Source organism: Aeromonas sp. 602200 (assembly GCF_049173895.1).
Taxonomy (GTDB): domain Bacteria; phylum Pseudomonadota; class Gammaproteobacteria; order Enterobacterales; family Aeromonadaceae; genus Aeromonas; species Aeromonas veronii_A.
The window spans coordinates 667,597-687,884 of the sequence record NZ_JAAKSL010000001.1; the positions used below are offsets into that span (position 1 = coordinate 667,597).

Below are 20,288 nucleotides of genomic sequence, written 5' to 3' on the forward strand. Positions count from 1 at the left end.
TAGCCCCTCCCTCATCAATGCTTTTTGTCACCTGCGGCGCTCCCATATGGAGCGCCGCGCTTCATCTCTCCTTTCGCTTGTGCCTCTCGGCGCCGACGCCATCTTTTGTTATGATCTACAGCAACTTAAATTCAGCCACACGGCTATCAAGACGAGGTCAGCAATGAAAGTAGGTATTATCGGCGCCATGGAGCAAGAAGTGGCCCTGCTGCGCAGCCAGATGAGCAACCCCACCACCCTGCAACTGGGCGGCTGCGAGTTCTATCAAGGGGAGCTGGCAGGCAAAGAGGTGATCCTGACCCGCTCCGGTATCGGTAAGGTCGCCGCCAGCGTGGCCACCAGCCTGCTGCTGGAAAAATTTGCCCCCGACTGCGTCATCAATACCGGCTCTGCGGGCGGCTTTGCCCAAGACCTGCATATCGGTGATGTGGTGATCGCCAGCGAGATGCGTTTCCACGATGTCGACGTGACCGCCTTTGGTTACGAGATGGGCCAGATGGCGCAGCAACCCGCCGCCTTCCCCTGCGACGAGAAACTCATCGCGGTCGCTCAGGATTGCATCGCCGAGCAGGGCAAGCACCAAACCAAGGTTGGCCTTATCTGCACCGGCGATCAGTTCATGTGCAAACCGGACGCCATCGCCAAGGCTCGCGCCGACTTCCCGCAGATGCTGGCGGTCGAGATGGAAGGTGCCGCCATCGGTCAGGTGTGCCACATGTTCAAAGTGCCCTATCTGGTGGTGCGCGCCATGTCCGATATCGCCGGCAAGGAACAGGTTGAATCCTTCGATGCCTTCATCGAAGTGGCCGGCAAGCACTCCGCCGAAGTGATCATCAAGATGCTCGGCAAGCTGTGATCGAGACCGGCTCGCTTGATTTGATGGCCGACGCCCTCCTCTCGACGACGGCGGCCATTCTGGTAGGTGCTGCCCTGCTGGAGGCGGTGATCCCGTGGCCATCCCATCTGCGTCTTTCGGCCGTCACGCCCCTGCTGACACGGCTGGGGCACAAGGTACACAGACCCGATGGTTCACCCGGCCAGCAAATGCAGGCCGGCCTGCTAGCAATGCTGGTAGTCTGGCTCCCCTGCGCAGCCGGGCTCTGGTCGCTTCGCAATCTGGCCCTGAGCGAGCCGGTCTTCGACCTGCTGTTCCTGCTGCTGATGCTCGAATCCCGCCCACTACGCGAACTCGCCCATGCCACCCGCTCGCTCGCCACCCAGGAGACCCTGCCGCTGGCGAGATTGCAGTCTGCCCCCTGGCTCAAGCGGGAGACCGGTAAACTCTCGACCATGGGGCTCGCCAAAGCAGTGACGGAGAGCTGCGCCCTGCGCCTGGTGGGCCAATGGGCTGGCCCGCTGCTGGGATTTGCCCTGGCTGGCGTACAGGGCGCCCTGCTCTGGCGGCTGGTGCAGCTGATGAACCTGAGCTGGAGTCGCAAAGAGCCCGCCTTCGACCATTTTGGTCGCGCCGCCAGCACCCTCTATCAGGGGCTCAATGCCCCCGTCATTTTGTTGCTGGGGCTGCCACTGCTGGCAAGCCGTCTCAAGCAGGCAGCGCAGTTGCTGCGAAGTGGCGCGCTCTGGCCCTATCCCGCCATGGGGATGCTGCTCACCCTGCTGGTAGACAAGTGCCGGATCCGCCTTGGTGGCCCTCGCTACTATCAGGGGGCTCTCCAGCGCTGGCCAGTCATCGGCACAGGTGCTGAGCCAGATAGCGAGACTCCGCGCAAGGTGCTCAACATTCTGCAAGGATGCGGCTGGGGCTGGTTGATACTGGCGCTGGTTGTCACGATAGCGGGGTTATTTCATGGATAGATGGCTGCGATTGCCGACTTGGCTGCCCTGCGCGCTGCTGGCCTGGTTGCCCGGCGTACTGTTTGCCGCGACTCCGAGCCGGGTGGTGAGCGTGGTACCCCATCTTACCGAACTGCTTTACGACATCGGTGCCGGTGACAAACTGGTGGCCGTTGATGATGCCTCAGACTATCCCGCCGAAGTGAAAACCAAGCCCAAGGTGGCCAATTATCGCAGCATCAATGTCGAGGCCCTGCTGGCACAAAAGCCGGACTTGATCCTCGGCTGGCGCTCGGCCCAGTCACGAATGCTGGCACCGCTGGAACAACTGGGAATCCCGATTTTCTACTCAGAGCCCACCGATTTTGCCTCGCTGGCCACCGAGATGCGGGCCCTGGGCAAATTGCTGGGTGTGGAAAAGAGTGCCAACGAGGCCGCCGATCGCTATCTGGCGCGCCTGCATGAGCTGCAACAGCGTTATGGACAATCAACCGGCGTCAAGGTGTTCTACCAGCTCTGGTACCCACCGCTCACCAGCGTCAGTGGCAATGCCTGGCCGGCTCAGGCCATCGAACTCTGCGGCGGGGTCAACGTCATGGCAAATGCCAAGACCCCCTACCCTCAAGTGGACATGGAACAGGTGATCAAAGCGAACCCCACGCTGATCCTGGCGGGGAGTCAAGATCCTGACGCCCTGAATCACTGGCAAAAGTGGCCCAATCTCGATGCGGTGCAGCACCAGCGACTCGATTTGATCAACTCGGATGAACTACACCGCTTCACCCCGAGAGCCCTCAATGGGGTTGAAGAGGTTTGCCAGGCTATTCAGCTAAGCACGCAGAGCTCCAGCACATCTTGATAAAGCTCTACTGATGCGAGCCAATCCGAGGTGGTCTGGGTGCGCCCAAATCTTTGAAACTGTTTTTGTGAATGGATCACACTCTTTGCCAAAAAAGCTGGTACTTTATTTGCTAGCATATGATTCATCTACTGTTTTTATGACGAGATGCCCACAATGTTCAACGATAAAACGCTACTGATCACAGGTGGCACCGGCTCGTTTGGCCAACGATTGGTCAAGACAGTACTGGAACGTTATAAGCCGAAACGGCTCATCATCTATTCTCGTGACGAACTGAAACAGTTCGAGATGCAGCAGGAGTTTAACGACCCCTGCATGCGCTATTTTATCGGTGATGTCCGAGACGCCAACCGGCTTACCATGGCAATGCGTGGCGTCGATTACGTGGTTCATGCAGCAGCACTGAAACAGGTTCCAGCCGCTGAATACAACCCCATGGAGTGCATCAAAACCAATATCCATGGTGCTGAGAATGTCATCCAGGCAGCCTTGCTCAATCAAGTCAAAAAGGTTATCGCCCTCTCAACTGACAAAGCCGCCAACCCGATCAATCTCTATGGCGCCACCAAGCTGGCATCAGACAAACTCTTCGTGGCGGCCAACAACATTGCGGGGCAAGACCCCACCCGTTTTGCAGTCGTTCGGTACGGCAACGTTGTTGGTTCCCGCGGTTCTGTTGTTCCCTTCTTCCAAAAGCTGATTGATCAGGGTATTGACGCCTTGCCCATCACCCATGAAGAGATGACTCGTTTCTGGATCACCTTGCAACAAGGGGTGGATTTCGTTCTGGATAATTTTGGGCGGATGAAGGGGGGGGAAATATTCGTTCCCAAATTGCCATCTGTTCGCATCACAGATTTGGCCAGTGCCATGGCACCGTACCTGCCACACAAGATCATCGGCATTCGCCCGGGAGAGAAGCTCCATGAAGTGATGTGCCCTGCCGATGACTCTTATCACACCTTCGAGTTCGATAACTTTTTTGTGATCGGTCCAACCATCAACTTCAATAATCGCAACAACGACTTCTCAAAGACAGCTGCAGGCGAAAAAGGAAAGATGGTCGAGCAGGGATTTGAATACAACTCTCGAAGCAACCCTGACTTTTTCTCCATTGAACAGCTACAGAAGATGAACCAGTGCAAGGTAGCAGAATGATCCCCTACGGCCGTCAATCTATCAGCCAGGCAGATATCGATGCTGTCGTGGAAGTTCTCAAGTCCGACTTCCTGACCCAAGGGCCAGTCGTTCCAAGCTTCGAGCAAGCGGTTGCCGACTACTGTGGAGCTAAATTTGGGGTGGCGGTCAATTCAGGTACTGCAGCATTGCACATTGCCTGTCTGGCGCTGGGCGTCGGCCACGGTGATTGGGTCTGGACATCCCCCATCAGCTTCGTGGCATCAGCCAATTGCGCTCTCTATTGCGGTGCACAAGTCGACTTCGTCGACATTGAGCCAGATACCGGCAACATGTGCGCAGTGGAACTGGAGAGGAAGCTGATTGCTGCCAAGGCGGAAGGGAAACTACCCAAGGTAGTAATACCGGTGCACTTTGCCGGCCTCCCCTGCGATATGCAGGAGATCCACCGCCTAGGGCAAGAGTATGGCTTTCGGATCATCGAGGATGCCTGTCACGCCTTGGGGGCTCGCTATCACGATGAACCCACCGGCAACGGCCGCTACAGCGACATCACCGTCTTCAGCTTCCACCCGGTGAAGATCATCACCACAGGTGAAGGGGGAATGGCCATGACCAACGACCCTGCGCTTGCCAAGACGATGTGCATGCTCCGCAGCCATGGCATCACCCGTGAACCGGAAGACTTTATCAATGAACCGGACGGCCCTTGGTACTATGAGCAACAGATGCTTGGCTTCAACTACCGGATAACCGATATACAAGCCGCACTAGGGCTGAGCCAGATGGCCAATCTGGAGACATGGATTAACACGCGTAACAAGATTGCCCGGTACTACTTCGAAAGACTGGCACCACAACAGCTACCTCGATATTTCAACAGCGAGCGGCGTAGTGCCTTCCATCTCTATGTTCACCATGTAGCCCCTGAACAACGCAGTGCGCTCTTCCAAACGTTACGCAAACAGGATATCGGCGCCAACGTGCACTATATACCTATTTACAAACAACCTTGGTATCAAAAGTGGACTCAAACTCCTCTGCCCTCTACAGAGCAATATTACGCAGGAGCAATGACCTTGCCACTCTTTCCTGGTTTGACAAACGCACAGCAATTGAAAATATGCAGTCTGCTTTAGTCGTAGCCAAAAATATCGCGTGTATAGACCTTATCAATCACATCGACCAATTCAGGACTCATTCGATTGGCAAGTATAATGTCACACATACCTTTAAATTCGGATACTTCAGTGATGACTTTTGACCTAAAGAAATAAGGTTCCATTAAGGATGGTTCATAAACAACAACCTCAATACCCTTCGCCTTTATTCTTTTCATGACTCCTTGTATTGCCGATGCTCTAAAATTATCCGAGCCAGCCTTCATAACTAGTCGATAAATACCCACTCGTTTAGGATTAGTCGCGATGACTGTATCAGCTATAAAATCTTTTCTCGTTGTATTAGCATCAACTATAGCTCTAATCAAGTTACTGGGCACTTGGTTGAAATTTGCAAAAAGCTGCTTGGTGTCTTTTGGCAGACAATAGCCTCCATAACCAAAAGATGGATTGTTATAATAGTGGCCAATACGAGGATCAAGGCAAACACCATCAATAATATCCTTTGTTTCTAGATTATTTATTTGGGCATATGTATCCAACTCATTAAAAAACGCGATTCGCATCGCCAGATATGTGTTAGCAAATAATTTTACTGCCTCTGCTTCCGTGCTTTCAGTAAAAATGACTGGCACATTTTTTTCTATTGCCCCATCAATCATAAGTCTAGAAAATGTTCGTGCATATTCACTTGTTGCCCCGACTATAACACGTGATGGATAAAGGTTATCATATAATGCTCTCCCTTCACGTAAAAACTCGGGGGAAAAGAAAATATTCTCGTAATTATGAGTCATCCGCATTTTAGAGGTAAAACCAACAGGAACAGTAGACTTGATTACAATTACTGCCTCAGGATTAATTTCCATAATATCAAAAATAACTGACTCTACCGACGCAGTATCAAAGCAATTTGTATCAGGATCATAATTAGTGGGCGTCGCAATTATAATATAGTCAGCATGTTCGTAAGCGGTTGATTTATTCAAGGTTGCGGTAAGATCCAAAGTCCGTTGTTTAAAGAACAGATCGATATCAGAATCAATAATTGGAGATTGTCGCCTGTTAATCATGGACACTTTTTCTGGATTGACATCAAATGCAACAACATGATGGTTCTGAGCTAACAATATTGCATTAGACAAACCTACGTAACCTATACCGACAACAGCAATTTTCATTATTGAACCTTCACATCCAAAAATTGATAATAAGAGCGATACCATTCAACAAAATTCTGTATGCCCTGTTCTATCTTCATTGATGGGCGATATGAAATAGTAGCAAATAAATCCTCAGTATCCGCCCATGTCGCATAAACATCACCCGACTGCATGGGCATCATATTTTTTATAGCTTTAACCCCCAGCGCTTGCTCGAGAGATTGAATAAAATCAACTATTTTAATCGGCCTACCATTACCAATGTTAAATACACGATAAGGGGCACTGCTATCAGCTGGAGAACCAGTTGCGCAACGCCAGGCAGAATTTTCAACCGGTATCACGTCCGCTACCCGGATCACACCTTCAGCAATGTCATCTATATATGTGAAATCTCGGCTTAACAGACCATTGTTATATACATCTATTGGCTGTCCAGACAGCATACATTTAGTAAATTTAAATAATGCCATATCCGGCCGTCCCCACGGACCATAAACTGTGAAAAAACGCAATCCTGTGGTTGGGATACCATACAAATGAGAATATGTGTGCGCCATCAGCTCATTCATTTTTTTTGTCGCTGCATATAACGAAATAGGATGGTCAGTGGGTTCACTCACTCTAAATGGCATTTCCTCATTCATTCCATATACGGAGCTAGAAGATGCATAAACAAGATGCTCAATATGATGATGACGACAACCTTCCAGAATTGCCAAAAATCCGTCTACGTTGCTATCAATATAAGAAAAGGGAGACTCCATTGAATGGCGAACACCGGCTTGAGCGGCAAGATGAATTACTCTGTCAAACTTCTCTTTGGAAAAAAGAGTCAGGATAGATTTTCTATCAGAGACATCCATTTTTACAAACTTGAAGTTAGAAAATGGAGTTAACTGTTCAAGTCTACTTAATTTAAGAGATACCTCATAGTAATCATTTAGGTTATCAATACCTATAACCTGATACCCTTTCAAGCACAGTAGTTCGCACACCTTCGCACCGATAAATCCCGCTGCACCAGTTACAAAATATTTCATACGACATACCTGTTAAAAATTGCTTTTGGTTATACGCTAAGGTGAAATCATTATCTTACTGAGTGCCAATATCCATATGTATATTACAAATATTATAACTTATGAATATTTATAAGATCATTAATAAAATGCATCTAATTCATTTAAATTTATGATTAGCTTTAATTATTGACTACAAAAAAGTGTCTGACCGCATCAATAATGAATACTTGCTCCGACTCAGTCAGGCTTGCATGTAAAGGTAAACGTAACAGCATTCTAGAAACCGCTGTGGTATTTATATCATCGCCATGAAATCTACCATATCGAATACCAGCCGGACTAGAATGCAGAGGTACAAAGTGTGAGGTAACTTCCACATTAAGATTGCGCATGAATTTAAATAATCCCTGTTGTTCGTCAGGGGATCTTGTTCTTATATGATATATATGAGCATTATGCTCAACATGTGCCGGAACGGCAGGAAGTGTGAGCACTCCAGCATTAGCCAACTCAGATAAACATGTATGATAAAAAAGCCATTTTTTTAATCTAGCATTCGTAATTTCTCTCGCGTTTTGTAATTGCTGCAACAAGACTACAGCTTGAACCTCTGACATTACATAACTAGATGATAAAATTTTCCATGTATATCTATCAACCTCTCCACGCAAAAACCTTGAACGATCAGTTCCTTTCTCCTGAATGATTTCACATATACCATGGTACTTATCTTCGTTTACTAAAAAAGCCCCGCCCTCACCACCGGCATGAATATTTTTAGTATGATGAAAGCTGACGCAGCCAAATTGACCAATTGAACCAAGTGGCCGTCCTTTATATGTTGACATGATACTTTGTGCAGCATCTTCAACCAATACAAGATTATAGCGATTGCATATATCGACTATAGAAGACATTTCTGATGCAACACCGGCATAGTGAACAACCACTACGGCTTTCGTTCTAACTGTAATAGCCTCTTCAATAAGCTGCTCATTTATATTCAAAGTGTCTGGCCTGATATCGACAAATACTAATTTTGCGCCCCTTAAGGCAAAAGCACTTGCAGAGGTAACAAATGTAAAGCTTGGCAGTATTACCTCATCCCCTGGCTGCAAATCCATCGCTAAAGCTGCCATCTCCAAAGATGCACTACAGGATGGCGTTAAAAAAACTCGCCTTGCATTATATATATCGTGTAATAGTTCCTCACATTTTTTTTTATTAACACCGATACCTAAACATTCTCCATCACTTTCAGTGATATGGCCAATATTATTGGGGCGATTATATGGTATCCAATTGCGATATGATTTCATTTCATAATAACCTTAATGTCACTGACAAGATTTGCATAACTTCTTCCTGAATCAGGCCATGTTGTCAGTCTCCAATCAGGACATTGCCCACAAAAAGTATGGCATTTGAAATCGTTATTAAGATGAGCCTCTCGCAGTTCGTTTAAAAATGCTCCCTGCCAAGCAGTTTTTAGCGTTGTCTTCCTGTAATCAATGAAACTGGATGCATACGCCCAATCTGTCGGGCAAAAAGAAAGCTCACCTTTTGGATCCAGGGTCAAACGCTCCCATGGATATAAGCATGGGCGCCTTGACTCATGGGAATGAGCTTCCCCTTGAGCCAACATACCTGCCGCCGAATGTAAATTCCTGATCAGCACTTCATCAGCTCCCTGATTTTTCCAAAAAAGAGAAAAATCATCTACCTCATCTTCATTTCCTGCCTGACGAATAAAACTCACAACAATACGAGTTCTGTATTGCCCTGTCTTGATATGTTCGATCATTCTAATTATATTACGTCGCACTTGCTCAAGACGCCCGCCACGAATCTTCGCATAAGTCTCATCGTTAAAGGCATCAATGCTGACATCAATCATATGAAGGCCACTTTCTAATAACTGTTTTAGTTTTTTCTCATTAAGAACTGTACCATTAGTGGTTAACGTGACAAACGTGCCACTATGCTCGACAGCATACTGGATCATTTCATGTGCATGTGGATGCATAAGTGGCTCACCATTGCTGGTATATCGTATATACTGGCAATGTCCGTCGCTATTGTCTCTTATATCATCGATCAGCTTCTTGTTTAGTTCAGGGTCTAACAATCTTGCGGAATAATGTTCAGACTCTTTAAATTGAGGGTGTGGACAATGTATGCATCTTAAATTACAAATTTCAGCAATATCTACAATGACCTGTGATGGAAACTCCGATGACAGTCGATCATAGAAACCATATTTCGCCATGAGTCCTCCTACTAATAATTTAGTTCGCTATGAACAAAATCACCGCCAGCACATAATAAAGCATCGATAATACTGACGCGGCAATCAAAACCAGGTCCGTTCTGGGGATAGCGAGCATATTCAGGATATTCCATCCAGGCAACACCGATACCCCTTTCTTCAAAGCGCCCGATATCTAAATAATTTTTTGCCGCCGGCCCAGAAAAATAAATACTTGCATCAGCTCTTTCAGCAATGACGATCAGTCTTTCCGTTGCATCGCTAAATCCCCCCCCATTCAAGTAATGACTATCCGTAAAGATGGGGGTGGTGATCCCTAATAAATGCATGATTTTTTTAATAAACATGATATTTATATCAGAGATATACTCAAATTCACGTGCATCTTCATACCATGATTTAATTTCACCTATATATCTATCAAAAAAAAGCGCCTTTTTGTATCGCTCTTTAATTATAGAAAAATGCTTCTGACACCATAGATTATCGACAACTTTTGTGGATGATATTTTCTGATTTCTATCAACATGACATACGGGTATTGTTAACCATACAGCACCCTGTGTGGTCATAATCCTATTGCGGTTACGCCAATCTCTTGTTGTATACTGGACAGAATCAAGAAATATAAATTCGTCCACCCTGTTTATAATATCAAAGTAGCCTATCCAAGGAATATAATTAGATTGAATGATTGCTATCTTTTTATGCAAGTTAGTATGCTCTTAATATTTTTGAACGTGTTAAACCACATGAAATCATCTGTGCTTTAATCTCGGGCCAGTAATCAGAAGCAATAATAACCACATCAAGTTCATTGGTGGCCTCCAGTGTAAATTTTTCTATTGGGGCATTACAAAATATAGCGCCAAATTTACTATCGTCATTATCAAAAAAACACTTCACCTTTATTTCCCTGTCAGAAAAAACAAGGTCAGAATGAAGTTTTCCATAGAATTTTTTTGCGCCAGAGCCAGTGCCAAAAATAGCTATTTTAATATTTCTTTTTCTTCCAAATCGATAGTAAAACTCATCTGGCAAATTTCGTTTAAATCGATACGTAAATTTCTCTGAAAATGAACTTTCAAGTAAAAAACCTCTGATTTTCGGCAAAATAACGTCAATATTATGAAACTGTTCAACATAGTTGCGGCAGCTTCTTGATTTATTTTCAAGAAAACCATATTGGAATACATCTTCAAGCATAACATGAATATCATTTCGCTGTGGGGAAGGCTCCCCAATTAGCGAGAGATAAAGACTTGAGCCTTCATCAAACTCGTCTGAAGCTTCATCAAGCCACACCCCTTTCACTAGACGACGGTATCCTTTAACACAAGAGTCTATGGCAATCACAGGTAATCCGATCATTGCAAGATGATATGCTGAGGAGCCCATTGCAACACCGAAATGATATTTTTCAGATTCAATTAGGCTGTATATATCAGATTCATTTCTCTTTCCTAAGATACGAATTTCAAGGCGTTCATGCGCAAGCTTTTTATATGATTCAACTTCATCCTCATAGAGAGCATATCCATATCCTATCAAATCAAAAAGTATATGCAGCTGAGGTTTATTGTTAAGAACAACATTCAAGCTGTCAATAAAACTCAAGATGCTTTCATTCTTGAAAAAGTCAAATCTCCCGAGCCAGAGCACCTTCATAAACTCTTCTGGAGCAGAAATATTGTACCGTATCTTTTGTGTTACGGGCTCAACAGGAACAGTGGCAGATGAGTGATGATTAAGTGGAACAGAAAAATACTCAGAATTATATTTACGATATATGTCATTGGGATACCAGATTGCATGTGCTCGATCCAACTTTAATAATAATTGGCGCTGGTAGTGCCAAGTTTCATTAATTAACTTTGGTTTGAATGCACGAGATGCGTTAAATCCAATCCCTGGCTCCCAGATACTCCAAGCTTCTGGATGCAACATCCCAGTCAATATATGAACTCTTTTATTTCCATTGAAGACATGCATAGCCCTATGCAAAACTTCAAAATATGAAGCGAGAACGTATATATCTTCCCCAAAAAAATCATCAATAATTTTCTGTCCAAGTGCCCCCAGATACGATTGATTTGAAATAGAAACAAAGAAATCATCCATTTCTGGAATGATATACTTTTTTATCTTTACACTCTTGTTATCCAATAGCCCAAAAAGTGCAGAGTCCTCGTATCCAACTACGGCAACGGAATCACCTAATCCAACAAGATAGTCAATAAATCTACAGTTAAATGTCTCCGCACCACCGACACTCTTATTGAAATCAAAAACAACAATGTTCACGCCGCCCCCACAACCCTGTGTTAACAATACGCCGAATAAAATTACAAACCTAAAATAATAATTGATGCAATTAATGCCATTTTTTCAAAAAATGAACAATCTATAACATATAGGAATCTCTAAAAATCAATACACTAGCTCGAACTGGTTCGTCAAGGAAGAATAAAAGGATAAATTCAAAGAGTAATTCATAAAAAATTAGAGACTAAAAACAAAAGGAAAGTAATAAAATAACTTATAATATCTATAGCTATTTATCAGTTTAAAAAAACAACTCTCCCATCAAATTTCATCAATAAAGCATGTCTAATTTCCTCTCGATAGAAATCCGATGCTATATAGACTGGTGAATTAATAGCATCTAAATCCCCCAACGTGTTAACCTTGAAGTCATTCATAGCATGTGAGTGTTCATCAACAATAATATTAATTTTTTTCCTGTGCTTGGAAAATTTTAAAATGGCCTGTCCGATATGACCAGCACCATATAGAAGTACTTCAGAATGACTATTGCTTACCTCATCGAAGATGAGCGTATGATTTAGAACATTATCCGTGAAAGGATATTGAACAACTTGGCTCAACAAATAGATGTCATCAGAGCACAATGTTAATACTTTATCAATAGAAATCAAAGGGTTATATATTATCTGCTGCGGAGAAACAAATTTATCTTCCAGACATTTTCTAGCCACTAGGAAAGCATATTGTTCAGTTGTCTGATGCTCAACGACGTCTGACAATGAGCCAAATGTATACTCACCATCAGTACCTCTCCAACCAAATACTAACTCAACGACTTCATAGTTGTTTGAAAAACAAAGTGAAATGAAAAAATCAACATTATATGTAAAAAGTCCATGTGGGGAATGCTTCAAAGGCAAACAATGAATCATTAATCCATTTTTCTTTGTAATGTTATGTATTGACGCAAAAACATTATATTGATTAAAAACATGTTCACTAGTTCCAAGATTAGTTACCACATCATACTGATGAGATAACTCGAGCATCTGATTATTAAAATCGCAAAATATTGTCCCATCATAAACATCCACAGAATCATATTTTAAACCTAGGTTTTCATACATAGATTTTGTAAAATCACCATCCTGATAATTCTTTAATTCTTCATCAATTATCTCTGCCGAGTTTAATGAATAAAACTGCTGGCACCCTAACTCAATTATCGAATTAAAATTTTCAGGAAAGTGACTCTTCATTTTATTAAACATAGCTGGCGTCATACCCATCACAGAACTCCCGTAACATATAATATGAAGTTATAAGAAAGACTTATCAATTCACAAATGAGTTATATTTCACAAACAATGTAAACAAGGCTATAATTTCAACCGCAGTTATAAACTTCAAAAATTCTTCGCCTTTATTATATAGCCATAAAATATATTCATAATAGTGGGCTCGGTCATTATAATTAATATTATTTAATAACTTTTAGCCCAAAGCATTATCTCACAAATTGAACTCATGGGACTGCAACCAGATCTCAAGCACCAATAAACCCCAAACATGATAGAAGGTCATACCGTCAAACTGGTTATCCAGCAACATCCGCAACCGGTCGGGAGCGATAAACTGATGCAGACAGAGCTGGCCTGAAGAGGCCTGCTGACGCAGTTGCGTAATCGCACTCTGTTTGGCCTGTTGATTGAACGGATCTATGCTGAAACCCTTTTTCGGCCTGTCGATCCATTCCGCCGGCAAGTAGCGTTTGGCCAACTGGCGCAACAGGAACTTACCCTGTCCTTGTGCAATCAGCTCTGACTGTGCCAAACCTGCGGCAAACTGAGCTACTTCGGTCGACAGGTAGGGCGTGCGGCACTCAAGGCTGTGCAGCATGCTCATTCGATCTACCTTGGCCAATACCAACGGCAGATAATTGGCAATATCGGCCTCACGAAGGCGATTAAGATACGGGCGGCTATCCATATCGATACGCCTGCGCAGCGCCATCAAGTGATCACCAGTACCGGACGGAATGCGACCGAACAACTGTTCCAACTGGCGATCGGCATACAGCAAGATGCGACCAGAGTAGTACTCCCGCCCAAGATGCCAGCTACGCGCCTGCATCTGTTGCTCTCTGCCCTCGGCGGCGACCAGTGTCTGCAGGTAACGGCCATAACCGCCAAACAGCTCATCCCCCCCGTCACCCGTAATCGCGACGGTGACCTGCTGACGAGCAAGCTGCGAGACCATATAGGTCGGTACACAGGAGGTGTCGGCATTGGGCTCATCCATGCGCCGCGCCAGATCACCAACCTGTTCAACAAAAGCCTCGGGACGCAGCAGTTGCTCAGTGTGTTCGGTTCCGAGAAAGTCGGCAAAAGCCCGAGCCTCCTCATGTTCGCTCTCCGGCGCCTGTTCAAAACCGATGGAGAAGGTGCGGATCGGCCGTTGCAAACAACGGGTGATCAGGGCCACCGCCGTCGAGGAGTCGACACCACCGGAGAGAAAAGCCCCCACCGGCACATCGGCGACCAAGCGGCGCGATAACGAACGCAGCAACAGATCCTCAAGCTGGTCAACCTGCTCCTCCAGCGGGCGTGACGGCATATGGTCACCGGCACAGATAAAGTGGAAGTAACGCTCTGCCTGTGAGACCGCCCCTGTCACGGCACGCATCAAGTGCCCCGGCAGCAACTTTCTGGCGTGTTGATACAGGGTGCGTTCCCCGACGGGGTGCTGGAAAGCCAGATAATGGGCGACTGTATCAACCGTAATGCGGGCAGGGAATCCTGGCACCAGGGTCAAAGCCGCCAGCTCGGAGGCAAAGACCAACAAACCGTCAAACTCGGCATAATAGAGTGGCTTCTCGCCAAACGGATCACGCGCCAGCAGCAACTCCCTGCGCTCACGATCATAGTAGGCAAGTGCAAACATCCCCTCGAGCCGGGTCAGAAAGTCAGCACCTTCCCGTACCAGGCCATTGACCAATACCTCGGTATCAGAATGGCCAGTAAATGATATGCCGGCGTCTTTAAGACGCCCCCCCAACTGAAGATGGTTGTAGATCTCCCCATTAAATACGATACAGGCTCGTTGCTGTGCATCATGCATTGGTTGATGCCCGGCAGGCGATACATCCAGAATACTCAATCGACAATGTGCCAGAACACAGCGTCCGTCATCCGACTCCCAAAGACCCCGGTCGTCAGGCCCTCGATAGGTCATCGCCTCCGCCATTCTATTAGCCTGCTGTTTCAACCACGCAGGATCATGTTGACCATGAATACTCATTATTCCGGCTATACCGCACATTTTATAACTCCCTAAAGGTAAGCCAACACATGATGTCACGCATGAGACATCATAGAATAATCAACTATCATGCGATGGCTTTTCCAGAACGAATAGCACACCAGCGACTTCCAAATCCTCCCATCCCAGTGATGCATACTCATCTGCGAAATCGACAGAGACTTCCTGAATATGCTCTCTATCATTCTTCATATATTTATCTTCAGCAACAATCCTGAAGCCACATTGTAAAAATATCTGTCGATAATCACTATAACGCAGCTGATTACCATGTAAAAAGTGGCCAGCATCACCATAATGGTCACGCCACTCTGACTTGCCTATTGTCAGGAAATCAAGTGGTCGTGAAAAATCCCGGTGGTCTCGGAGGTCAATCCAGTGAAAAGCAAAACCACCTGATGCTAATAGCTCAAATGTCTTGGCTACGAATGAATGAATATCTACAACATGCTCCATTACGGCACACGAATAGCATACATCATATTTTTCATCATCATTGAAATCTTCAAGCTTTATCTCAGGAAAGTAATTTAGTCTAGTGCCATGATGATCATGAAGATGGAATGATTCAACATCATCATTAAATACAATACCATCATTTACCTTACATGGGACATTGAAAAGCCCCATTAAATCTTTAATCATTGAAACATGATCATTGAAAGGATATTTCCCGCTTAGTCCCGGGAATGGTTCGATCGCGGTCCACTCCCCGCCCCATCGTAATAGACTATATATCTCCACCCCAAGGGAATGACCAGAACCTATATGTAAAAATCGATTTACCGGCTTTGAAATATATTGTTTACGGCATTTCTCGAAATGATTACCAAGTGATATATGATAAAATACACTACCGCTAGTGTTTTTACTTCCTATTATCTCATCCACGAGCTCACGTCCGATTAGCCCTTTCACTTCCTGCTTCTCTCGATCTTTTATTTCACTTTCCTCATCATAAGGAAAGGGTAAATATAAATCATCCAGCCCCAATTTGACGAGTTGAGCACAGATATCTGAGACATGCCTCTGAAGACAAGAGAGAATAATAAAATTTGGCTTATATAGATGAATTTCATCAGGAGAGATAATAGGAAGCTCACCTTTAAACTGACCATGTAAATTTTCGTTATTATCAGCAATAGCCAATATTGAAAATCGTTTAGGAAGTCTTTTTATAAATGAATCACAAACTTCACCAGCACCGAACAAGATAACATCCATATTCCGTCTCCGATTTATTTTTTATTAGTCAGTGCCAGTGTTTTTTCAGCAAGTATACGTGGTGAATAATGCTCACTCATCTTTTCCACCAAACCAACTGATGTTTTCTCTCCACTCCCCATTAATAATGACACTATCTTTTCAACCATCAAACCCCATTCCCCATAGGGAATCAAGTCACAAGAAAACTCTGTCAGTACAGTTTCGCTATTTCCTGGAATATCTGTCGCTACAACAGGACAACCAAGTGCCTGTGCTTCCAAAATAACATTAGACATTCCCTCATGACTGGAGGTGGAAATGAGCAGGCTGGCACAACTTAACCATTCAAAAATATTATCTTTCACACCCACGACATGAATGTTATCGCGGCACGGCTGCTGCGCAATGCAAGCAAGGACCTCTGAGCGCAATGGTCCATCACCGATTAAAATTGCATGGGTTTGAGGAAGTTTGGCAATGACAGAAGCGACAACCTCTATAAAGCGACATGGGGACTTTTCCGGAGACAGTCGCATTATCCCCATCAATATTGGGGCCGATAAATGAATATCTAACTGCTGTAAAGGCTCTTGTCCCTCAACCCGCTTGGCCATGACCGCATTTTTCACTACGGGGATGCTAGATTCAGGCAAATTTAGCCAGCGAGCATACGACTGCGCCCCTGCCATGGAGTTAACACTCAAAACGATTCCTGGCAACTCGGTCATCAGACGATAGTAAGCTGCCAACCTCGACTCATCATAAACGGCCAGGTATTCAGGAAACTCTGAGGGTGCAACACTCCTTCCAGAGATAATGATCTGTTCTACTCCCGCGAAAATTGCGGCCATAGAAGCAATGACATTACCGTCTTCTAGATAGGCGATAACCAGTTTGGGCTGAACACGTTGCATATAGTCATAGGCAGTGAGAATGCCGTGAAGCAGTCCGGGCTCAAAGAAGGGTGCCAATTGATTAGCCAACTGGTAGCTATTTTCCTCCTGCTCCAAGTTCGGCCAGCACTCACGGGCAGAAGGCACGAAGTAGAGCTCTACACCATGAGAGCGAAGAAGCGCCTCCCAGTGATTAACCTCCAACCCCTTATTCTTCACCGAGATCAAATGCACTTCCCATCCCAGCTGGCGCAATCCGATGGCCAGCAATACCATCTGCCGCTCAGCACCGCCTTTGACCAAGGAGTGGATATATAGTACGACACGCTGCACTACTTGGGGCAGCCGATGTGCTCGACGCTCGCGGATCAACCGCTCAAGCTTTTGCTGCAACATCGCCGATGGCTGGCAGGTTGCCTCAACATAGGGAGTGATATAGGGATAGTCGCCATAATGACCTAGTTGCTCGATAATCTGCCCACCGAATTGCTGTAAATCTGAAAAGATGACAATGACCACCTCCTCTACTGCGTAATTATTAAGCAGGTCTGGCCCTACAATCGGAATGCCACAGGCGAACTGACCGACTTGAGGACCGTTAAGACCATCGATGATGGCGACGAATGGATAAGGGGATTGGAGCACATGATAATAAAGATTTCCCGCCACCCCCCAGGCAATCGCCTTGCGTTTCCCGGACAGCAGTTCCTGATGCAATAACGCATCAAAAGGCAGGGCATGTTTCATCGACAGATCCAGCATGTGTCGGTTTCCTTGGAATTCAATTCAATGACAATATGGTCACATCTTGGCTGGATATAGTCGCAAAGATGTCTCGTTTTATTTCGTCCACAAAGGAGGCGGACGCGACAATCAGTACAGAACCAGATGGAATTGAGCACTCGGATAATGATATAACGTCATATCCCATCACTTGGTAGTGTCCAAAGTTGGCTTTTTTATCGATCACGGTACGGATACGGATGCTTTTTTTAATCAGTTCAGGTGCCAGACACTCAAAGAATTCTCCCGCCCCATACACTATGACTTCGGTGGCATGTTGACTTTGCATCAATTCCAGAAGTCTATCGATCGCTTGGGCATGCTTATAACGTGCATCGCGTAAGCCGACAAAATCCATCATCAAATCAGGATCCAGCCGACTCAAGGAACCTTGTGGCCAAGCCAACCAACGCTCACCATAAGACATGTTTTTACTGAACTTGCGATAGAAGGTTTCTATTCCTTCTGAGTGGATCCGCGCCAACCCGGAGGAATTAATAACCTTGTAACTACGCTCCGAGCCAAAGTTGTCTTCATGAACCAGATTACCAAGATAGTGCACCTCGCTCGATACCGGACACTCGACCAGACGCTCCATCATGCGTAAAAAAGAGATGCGCTCACTCAAATCGGATTCGGCGATGCCCAGCGACTGGTCCCATAACTGATAGGCATTAACTCCAGCCTCAAAACTCCGGATATTTTGCTGATGCTGGGCACTGTAGCGAACCTCTGCCTGTCGCGGCACAACTTTCCCTTCCGCTGTGCGCCGATACCCCAGTGTGCTCCCTTCCAAACCAACGAGAACAATTTCAAAAATCTCTGGTGAACGGGCAATCTTCTTGATCCCCTTTATGGTATCGTTACGCACCGGAATAAAGGCACTGATCGGCGTGATAACGGAGTTTTTGCTGCCTCTATGGTTACAGTAGAGCAACAGACTGCTCATTGGCTGTTGCAACATGGCCTTGCTAATTTGAGAGGGAATCGTCCCACCGCCACCCAAGTCGACTAGCAGATAGGGAGCATCTCCCGTCAAGCCAACAAAATAATCTCGCATGTCCAGCCTGCTTTGCTGAATACTGCTCTTGATCTGCTCGATATTTTGCTCAAACACTTCAGCCATCAGTTGCAGACCATCTTGCCCATCGATGGCAATTTGATCCAAAAGCGCCAGTGGCGTGTCAAGAAAGGATGCCAACCTGACATCCTGAACACCAAATTCATTGAAAAAGTCACGAACGGTGTAATTGCGGCGCATCAAGGTCTGGGAAACAGCCTCTTCCACTTGGCTATCATCTATCGCGGGCAAATAGGTTGCCTTGCGTGAGGCATAACAGGTCTGACAGCGTATATCTGGGTACTGCTGTGATTGAAAATCGACCTGGCGGTTGATACAGGCAGCAAAGATGCCGCCCTCTCGCATCAGCGACAAAATGTTTTTTACCTGCAGTCGTTTGGCTGACTGCAGAACCCACTTGGCAAATGCCGTCAGGACGGGTCCAAGGATGAAGGCGCCATATGTGTAGAAAAATTGCTCCTCCTCGGAAAGCTGTTGTGGCATCGACAGGACGGCCAGCTTCCTGGCATGTTGCATGGTCGATGGCACATTTACCCGATAAATTTTCTCGTTTTCCAACACCTCAGACAGATTCTCTGGGATATCAAAATGCAATGAAGCCAAACCATGTTGCCGTGCCGACTGCACATCAGCCCTGGGATTGTCACCGATATGCAAAACTTGCTCTGGTTTCAGCTTTATCTGAGTAATTACATGGCTAAAGAGAGCGCCACTCTGCTTGGTCAACCCAACACTTGATGAAACAAACAGATAATTATAAGAAATTTCAGGGCATTTTTCTGAAATACAGTCGCGCAAAAAAGCTTCTGGCAAATACATGTCGGAAATAAAAACAATCAGTTTATTGTTACGTTGTGCACGTACCAAAACTTCTTGAATAATCGGGTCTGGATAAAGAACTTCTCGTTCTACTTTCAGCTCTTCAACTTTAAGCACCGCCTTAATTTCATCACTGAAAGGCAGCTGTTCAAAAATATTGTCAAAACTAATTTCTTCACCTGAAATTAGTTTGCGAGCACGAGCCTCAGCCTCGAGGCGGCAAAATCTATAATCTTCTGCCTCTATTGGCAGATTAAGACCTCTATTTAGCAACCGTCTCGCTGCTTCCTCAAAAACCCACGAGGGTTCATCACATGCACGACGCAATAATGTATCAAAAATATCCAATGAAATATGTGTTATTTTATCAATGCAAAGATACTGATCAAGAGCAGTTAGAAACTGGCTATTTTCTAGTAAATCACGCAACTCGGGAGACATCACCTCATAATGACTCATATATACCTACACATGCATCAAAATAAAAGAAATCACATAAAAAGCATTCACACTCAAAAACTCGAATGCTTTTGCGGAATGAAAATA

At 45.4% G+C, this 20,288-nt stretch carries 16 protein-coding genes; 5 read left to right on the forward strand and 11 right to left on the reverse strand.

Annotation, left to right across the window (positions count from 1 at the left end; all coding sequences use genetic code 11):
- Positions 1–163: 163 nt before the first annotated feature.
- The 5 genes from mtnN (at position 164) to pseC (ending at position 4,932) form a co-directional block, all read left to right on the forward strand.
- Positions 164–856, forward strand: coding sequence for a 5'-methylthioadenosine/S-adenosylhomocysteine nucleosidase (gene mtnN, locus G5221_RS02860; protein WP_021230869.1), 693 nt, complete (start codon positions 164–166; stop codon positions 854–856).
- The gene (locus G5221_RS02865; RefSeq protein WP_421262777.1) at positions 853–1,815 is read left to right on the forward strand and encodes a cobalamin biosynthesis protein CobD/CbiB; all 963 of its coding nucleotides are present in this window, start codon (positions 853–855) and stop codon (positions 1,813–1,815) included. Before mtnN ends, G5221_RS02865 begins: the two co-directional genes overlap by 4 nt.
- Complete coding sequence (locus tag G5221_RS02870) at positions 1,808–2,653, forward strand: cobalamin-binding protein (protein ID WP_421262778.1); 846 nt, start codon at positions 1,808–1,810, stop codon at positions 2,651–2,653. Before G5221_RS02865 ends, G5221_RS02870 begins: the two co-directional genes overlap by 8 nt.
- 156 nt (positions 2,654–2,809) lie before the next feature.
- The gene (gene pseB, locus G5221_RS02875) at positions 2,810–3,814 is read left to right on the forward strand and encodes a UDP-N-acetylglucosamine 4,6-dehydratase (inverting) (protein ID WP_421262779.1); all 1,005 of its coding nucleotides are present in this window, start codon (positions 2,810–2,812) and stop codon (positions 3,812–3,814) included.
- Positions 3,811–4,932, forward strand: coding sequence for a UDP-4-amino-4,6-dideoxy-N-acetyl-beta-L-altrosamine transaminase (gene pseC, locus G5221_RS02880; protein WP_317113586.1), 1,122 nt, complete (start codon positions 3,811–3,813; stop codon positions 4,930–4,932). The genes pseB and pseC overlap by 4 nt, the downstream gene beginning before the upstream one ends.
- Here pseC and G5221_RS02885 read toward each other — a convergent pair.
- The 11 genes from G5221_RS02885 to G5221_RS02935 form a co-directional block, all read right to left on the reverse strand.
- Entirely contained in the window at positions 4,929–6,095 is a 1,167-nt protein-coding gene (locus G5221_RS02885) for a nucleotide sugar dehydrogenase (RefSeq protein WP_421262780.1), read from the reverse strand. The two genes, pseC and G5221_RS02885, sit on opposite strands and share 4 nt — an antisense overlap.
- Positions 6,095–7,120, reverse strand: coding sequence for an NAD-dependent epimerase (locus G5221_RS02890; protein WP_421223472.1), 1,026 nt, complete (start codon positions 7,118–7,120; stop codon positions 6,095–6,097). Before G5221_RS02890 ends, G5221_RS02885 begins: the two co-directional genes overlap by 1 nt.
- 161 nt (positions 7,121–7,281) lie before the next feature.
- On the reverse strand, positions 7,282–8,421 hold the full coding sequence (gene rffA / locus G5221_RS02895) for a dTDP-4-amino-4,6-dideoxygalactose transaminase (RefSeq protein WP_421262781.1): 1,140 nt from the start codon (positions 8,419–8,421) through the stop codon (positions 7,282–7,284).
- Complete coding sequence (locus G5221_RS02900) at positions 8,418–9,371, reverse strand: radical SAM/SPASM domain-containing protein (RefSeq protein WP_216953974.1); 954 nt, start codon at positions 9,369–9,371, stop codon at positions 8,418–8,420. Before G5221_RS02900 ends, rffA begins: the two co-directional genes overlap by 4 nt.
- Positions 9,372–9,382: 11 nt before the next feature.
- A complete protein-coding gene (locus G5221_RS02905; RefSeq protein WP_421262782.1) occupies positions 9,383–10,084 on the reverse strand; it encodes a WbqC family protein in 702 nt (233 codons plus the stop codon).
- 1 nt (position 10,085) lies between these two features.
- Entirely contained in the window at positions 10,086–11,675 is a 1,590-nt protein-coding gene (locus G5221_RS02910; protein WP_421262783.1) for a hypothetical protein, read from the reverse strand.
- Between the two features lie 257 nt (positions 11,676–11,932).
- Positions 11,933–12,931 carry a hypothetical protein gene (locus G5221_RS02915; RefSeq protein ID WP_421262784.1) on the reverse strand — a complete coding sequence of 333 codons (999 nt, stop codon included), beginning with the start codon at positions 12,929–12,931 and terminating at the stop codon, positions 11,933–11,935.
- A gap of 220 nt (positions 12,932–13,151) precedes the next feature.
- Positions 13,152–14,960 carry an asparagine synthase (glutamine-hydrolyzing) gene (gene asnB / locus G5221_RS02920; protein WP_421223467.1) on the reverse strand — a complete coding sequence of 603 codons (1,809 nt, stop codon included), beginning with the start codon at positions 14,958–14,960 and terminating at the stop codon, positions 13,152–13,154.
- Between the two features lie 60 nt (positions 14,961–15,020).
- On the reverse strand, positions 15,021–16,184 hold the full coding sequence (locus G5221_RS02925; protein WP_421262785.1) for a hypothetical protein: 1,164 nt from the start codon (positions 16,182–16,184) through the stop codon (positions 15,021–15,023).
- A gap of 14 nt (positions 16,185–16,198) precedes the next feature.
- Complete coding sequence (locus G5221_RS02930) at positions 16,199–17,821, reverse strand: glycosyltransferase (RefSeq protein ID WP_421262786.1); 1,623 nt, start codon at positions 17,819–17,821, stop codon at positions 16,199–16,201.
- Positions 17,822–17,840: 19 nt separating this feature from the next.
- Positions 17,841–20,201, reverse strand: coding sequence for an HAD family hydrolase (locus G5221_RS02935; RefSeq protein WP_421262787.1), 2,361 nt, complete (start codon positions 20,199–20,201; stop codon positions 17,841–17,843).
- Between the last annotated feature and the right edge of the window lie 87 nt (positions 20,202–20,288).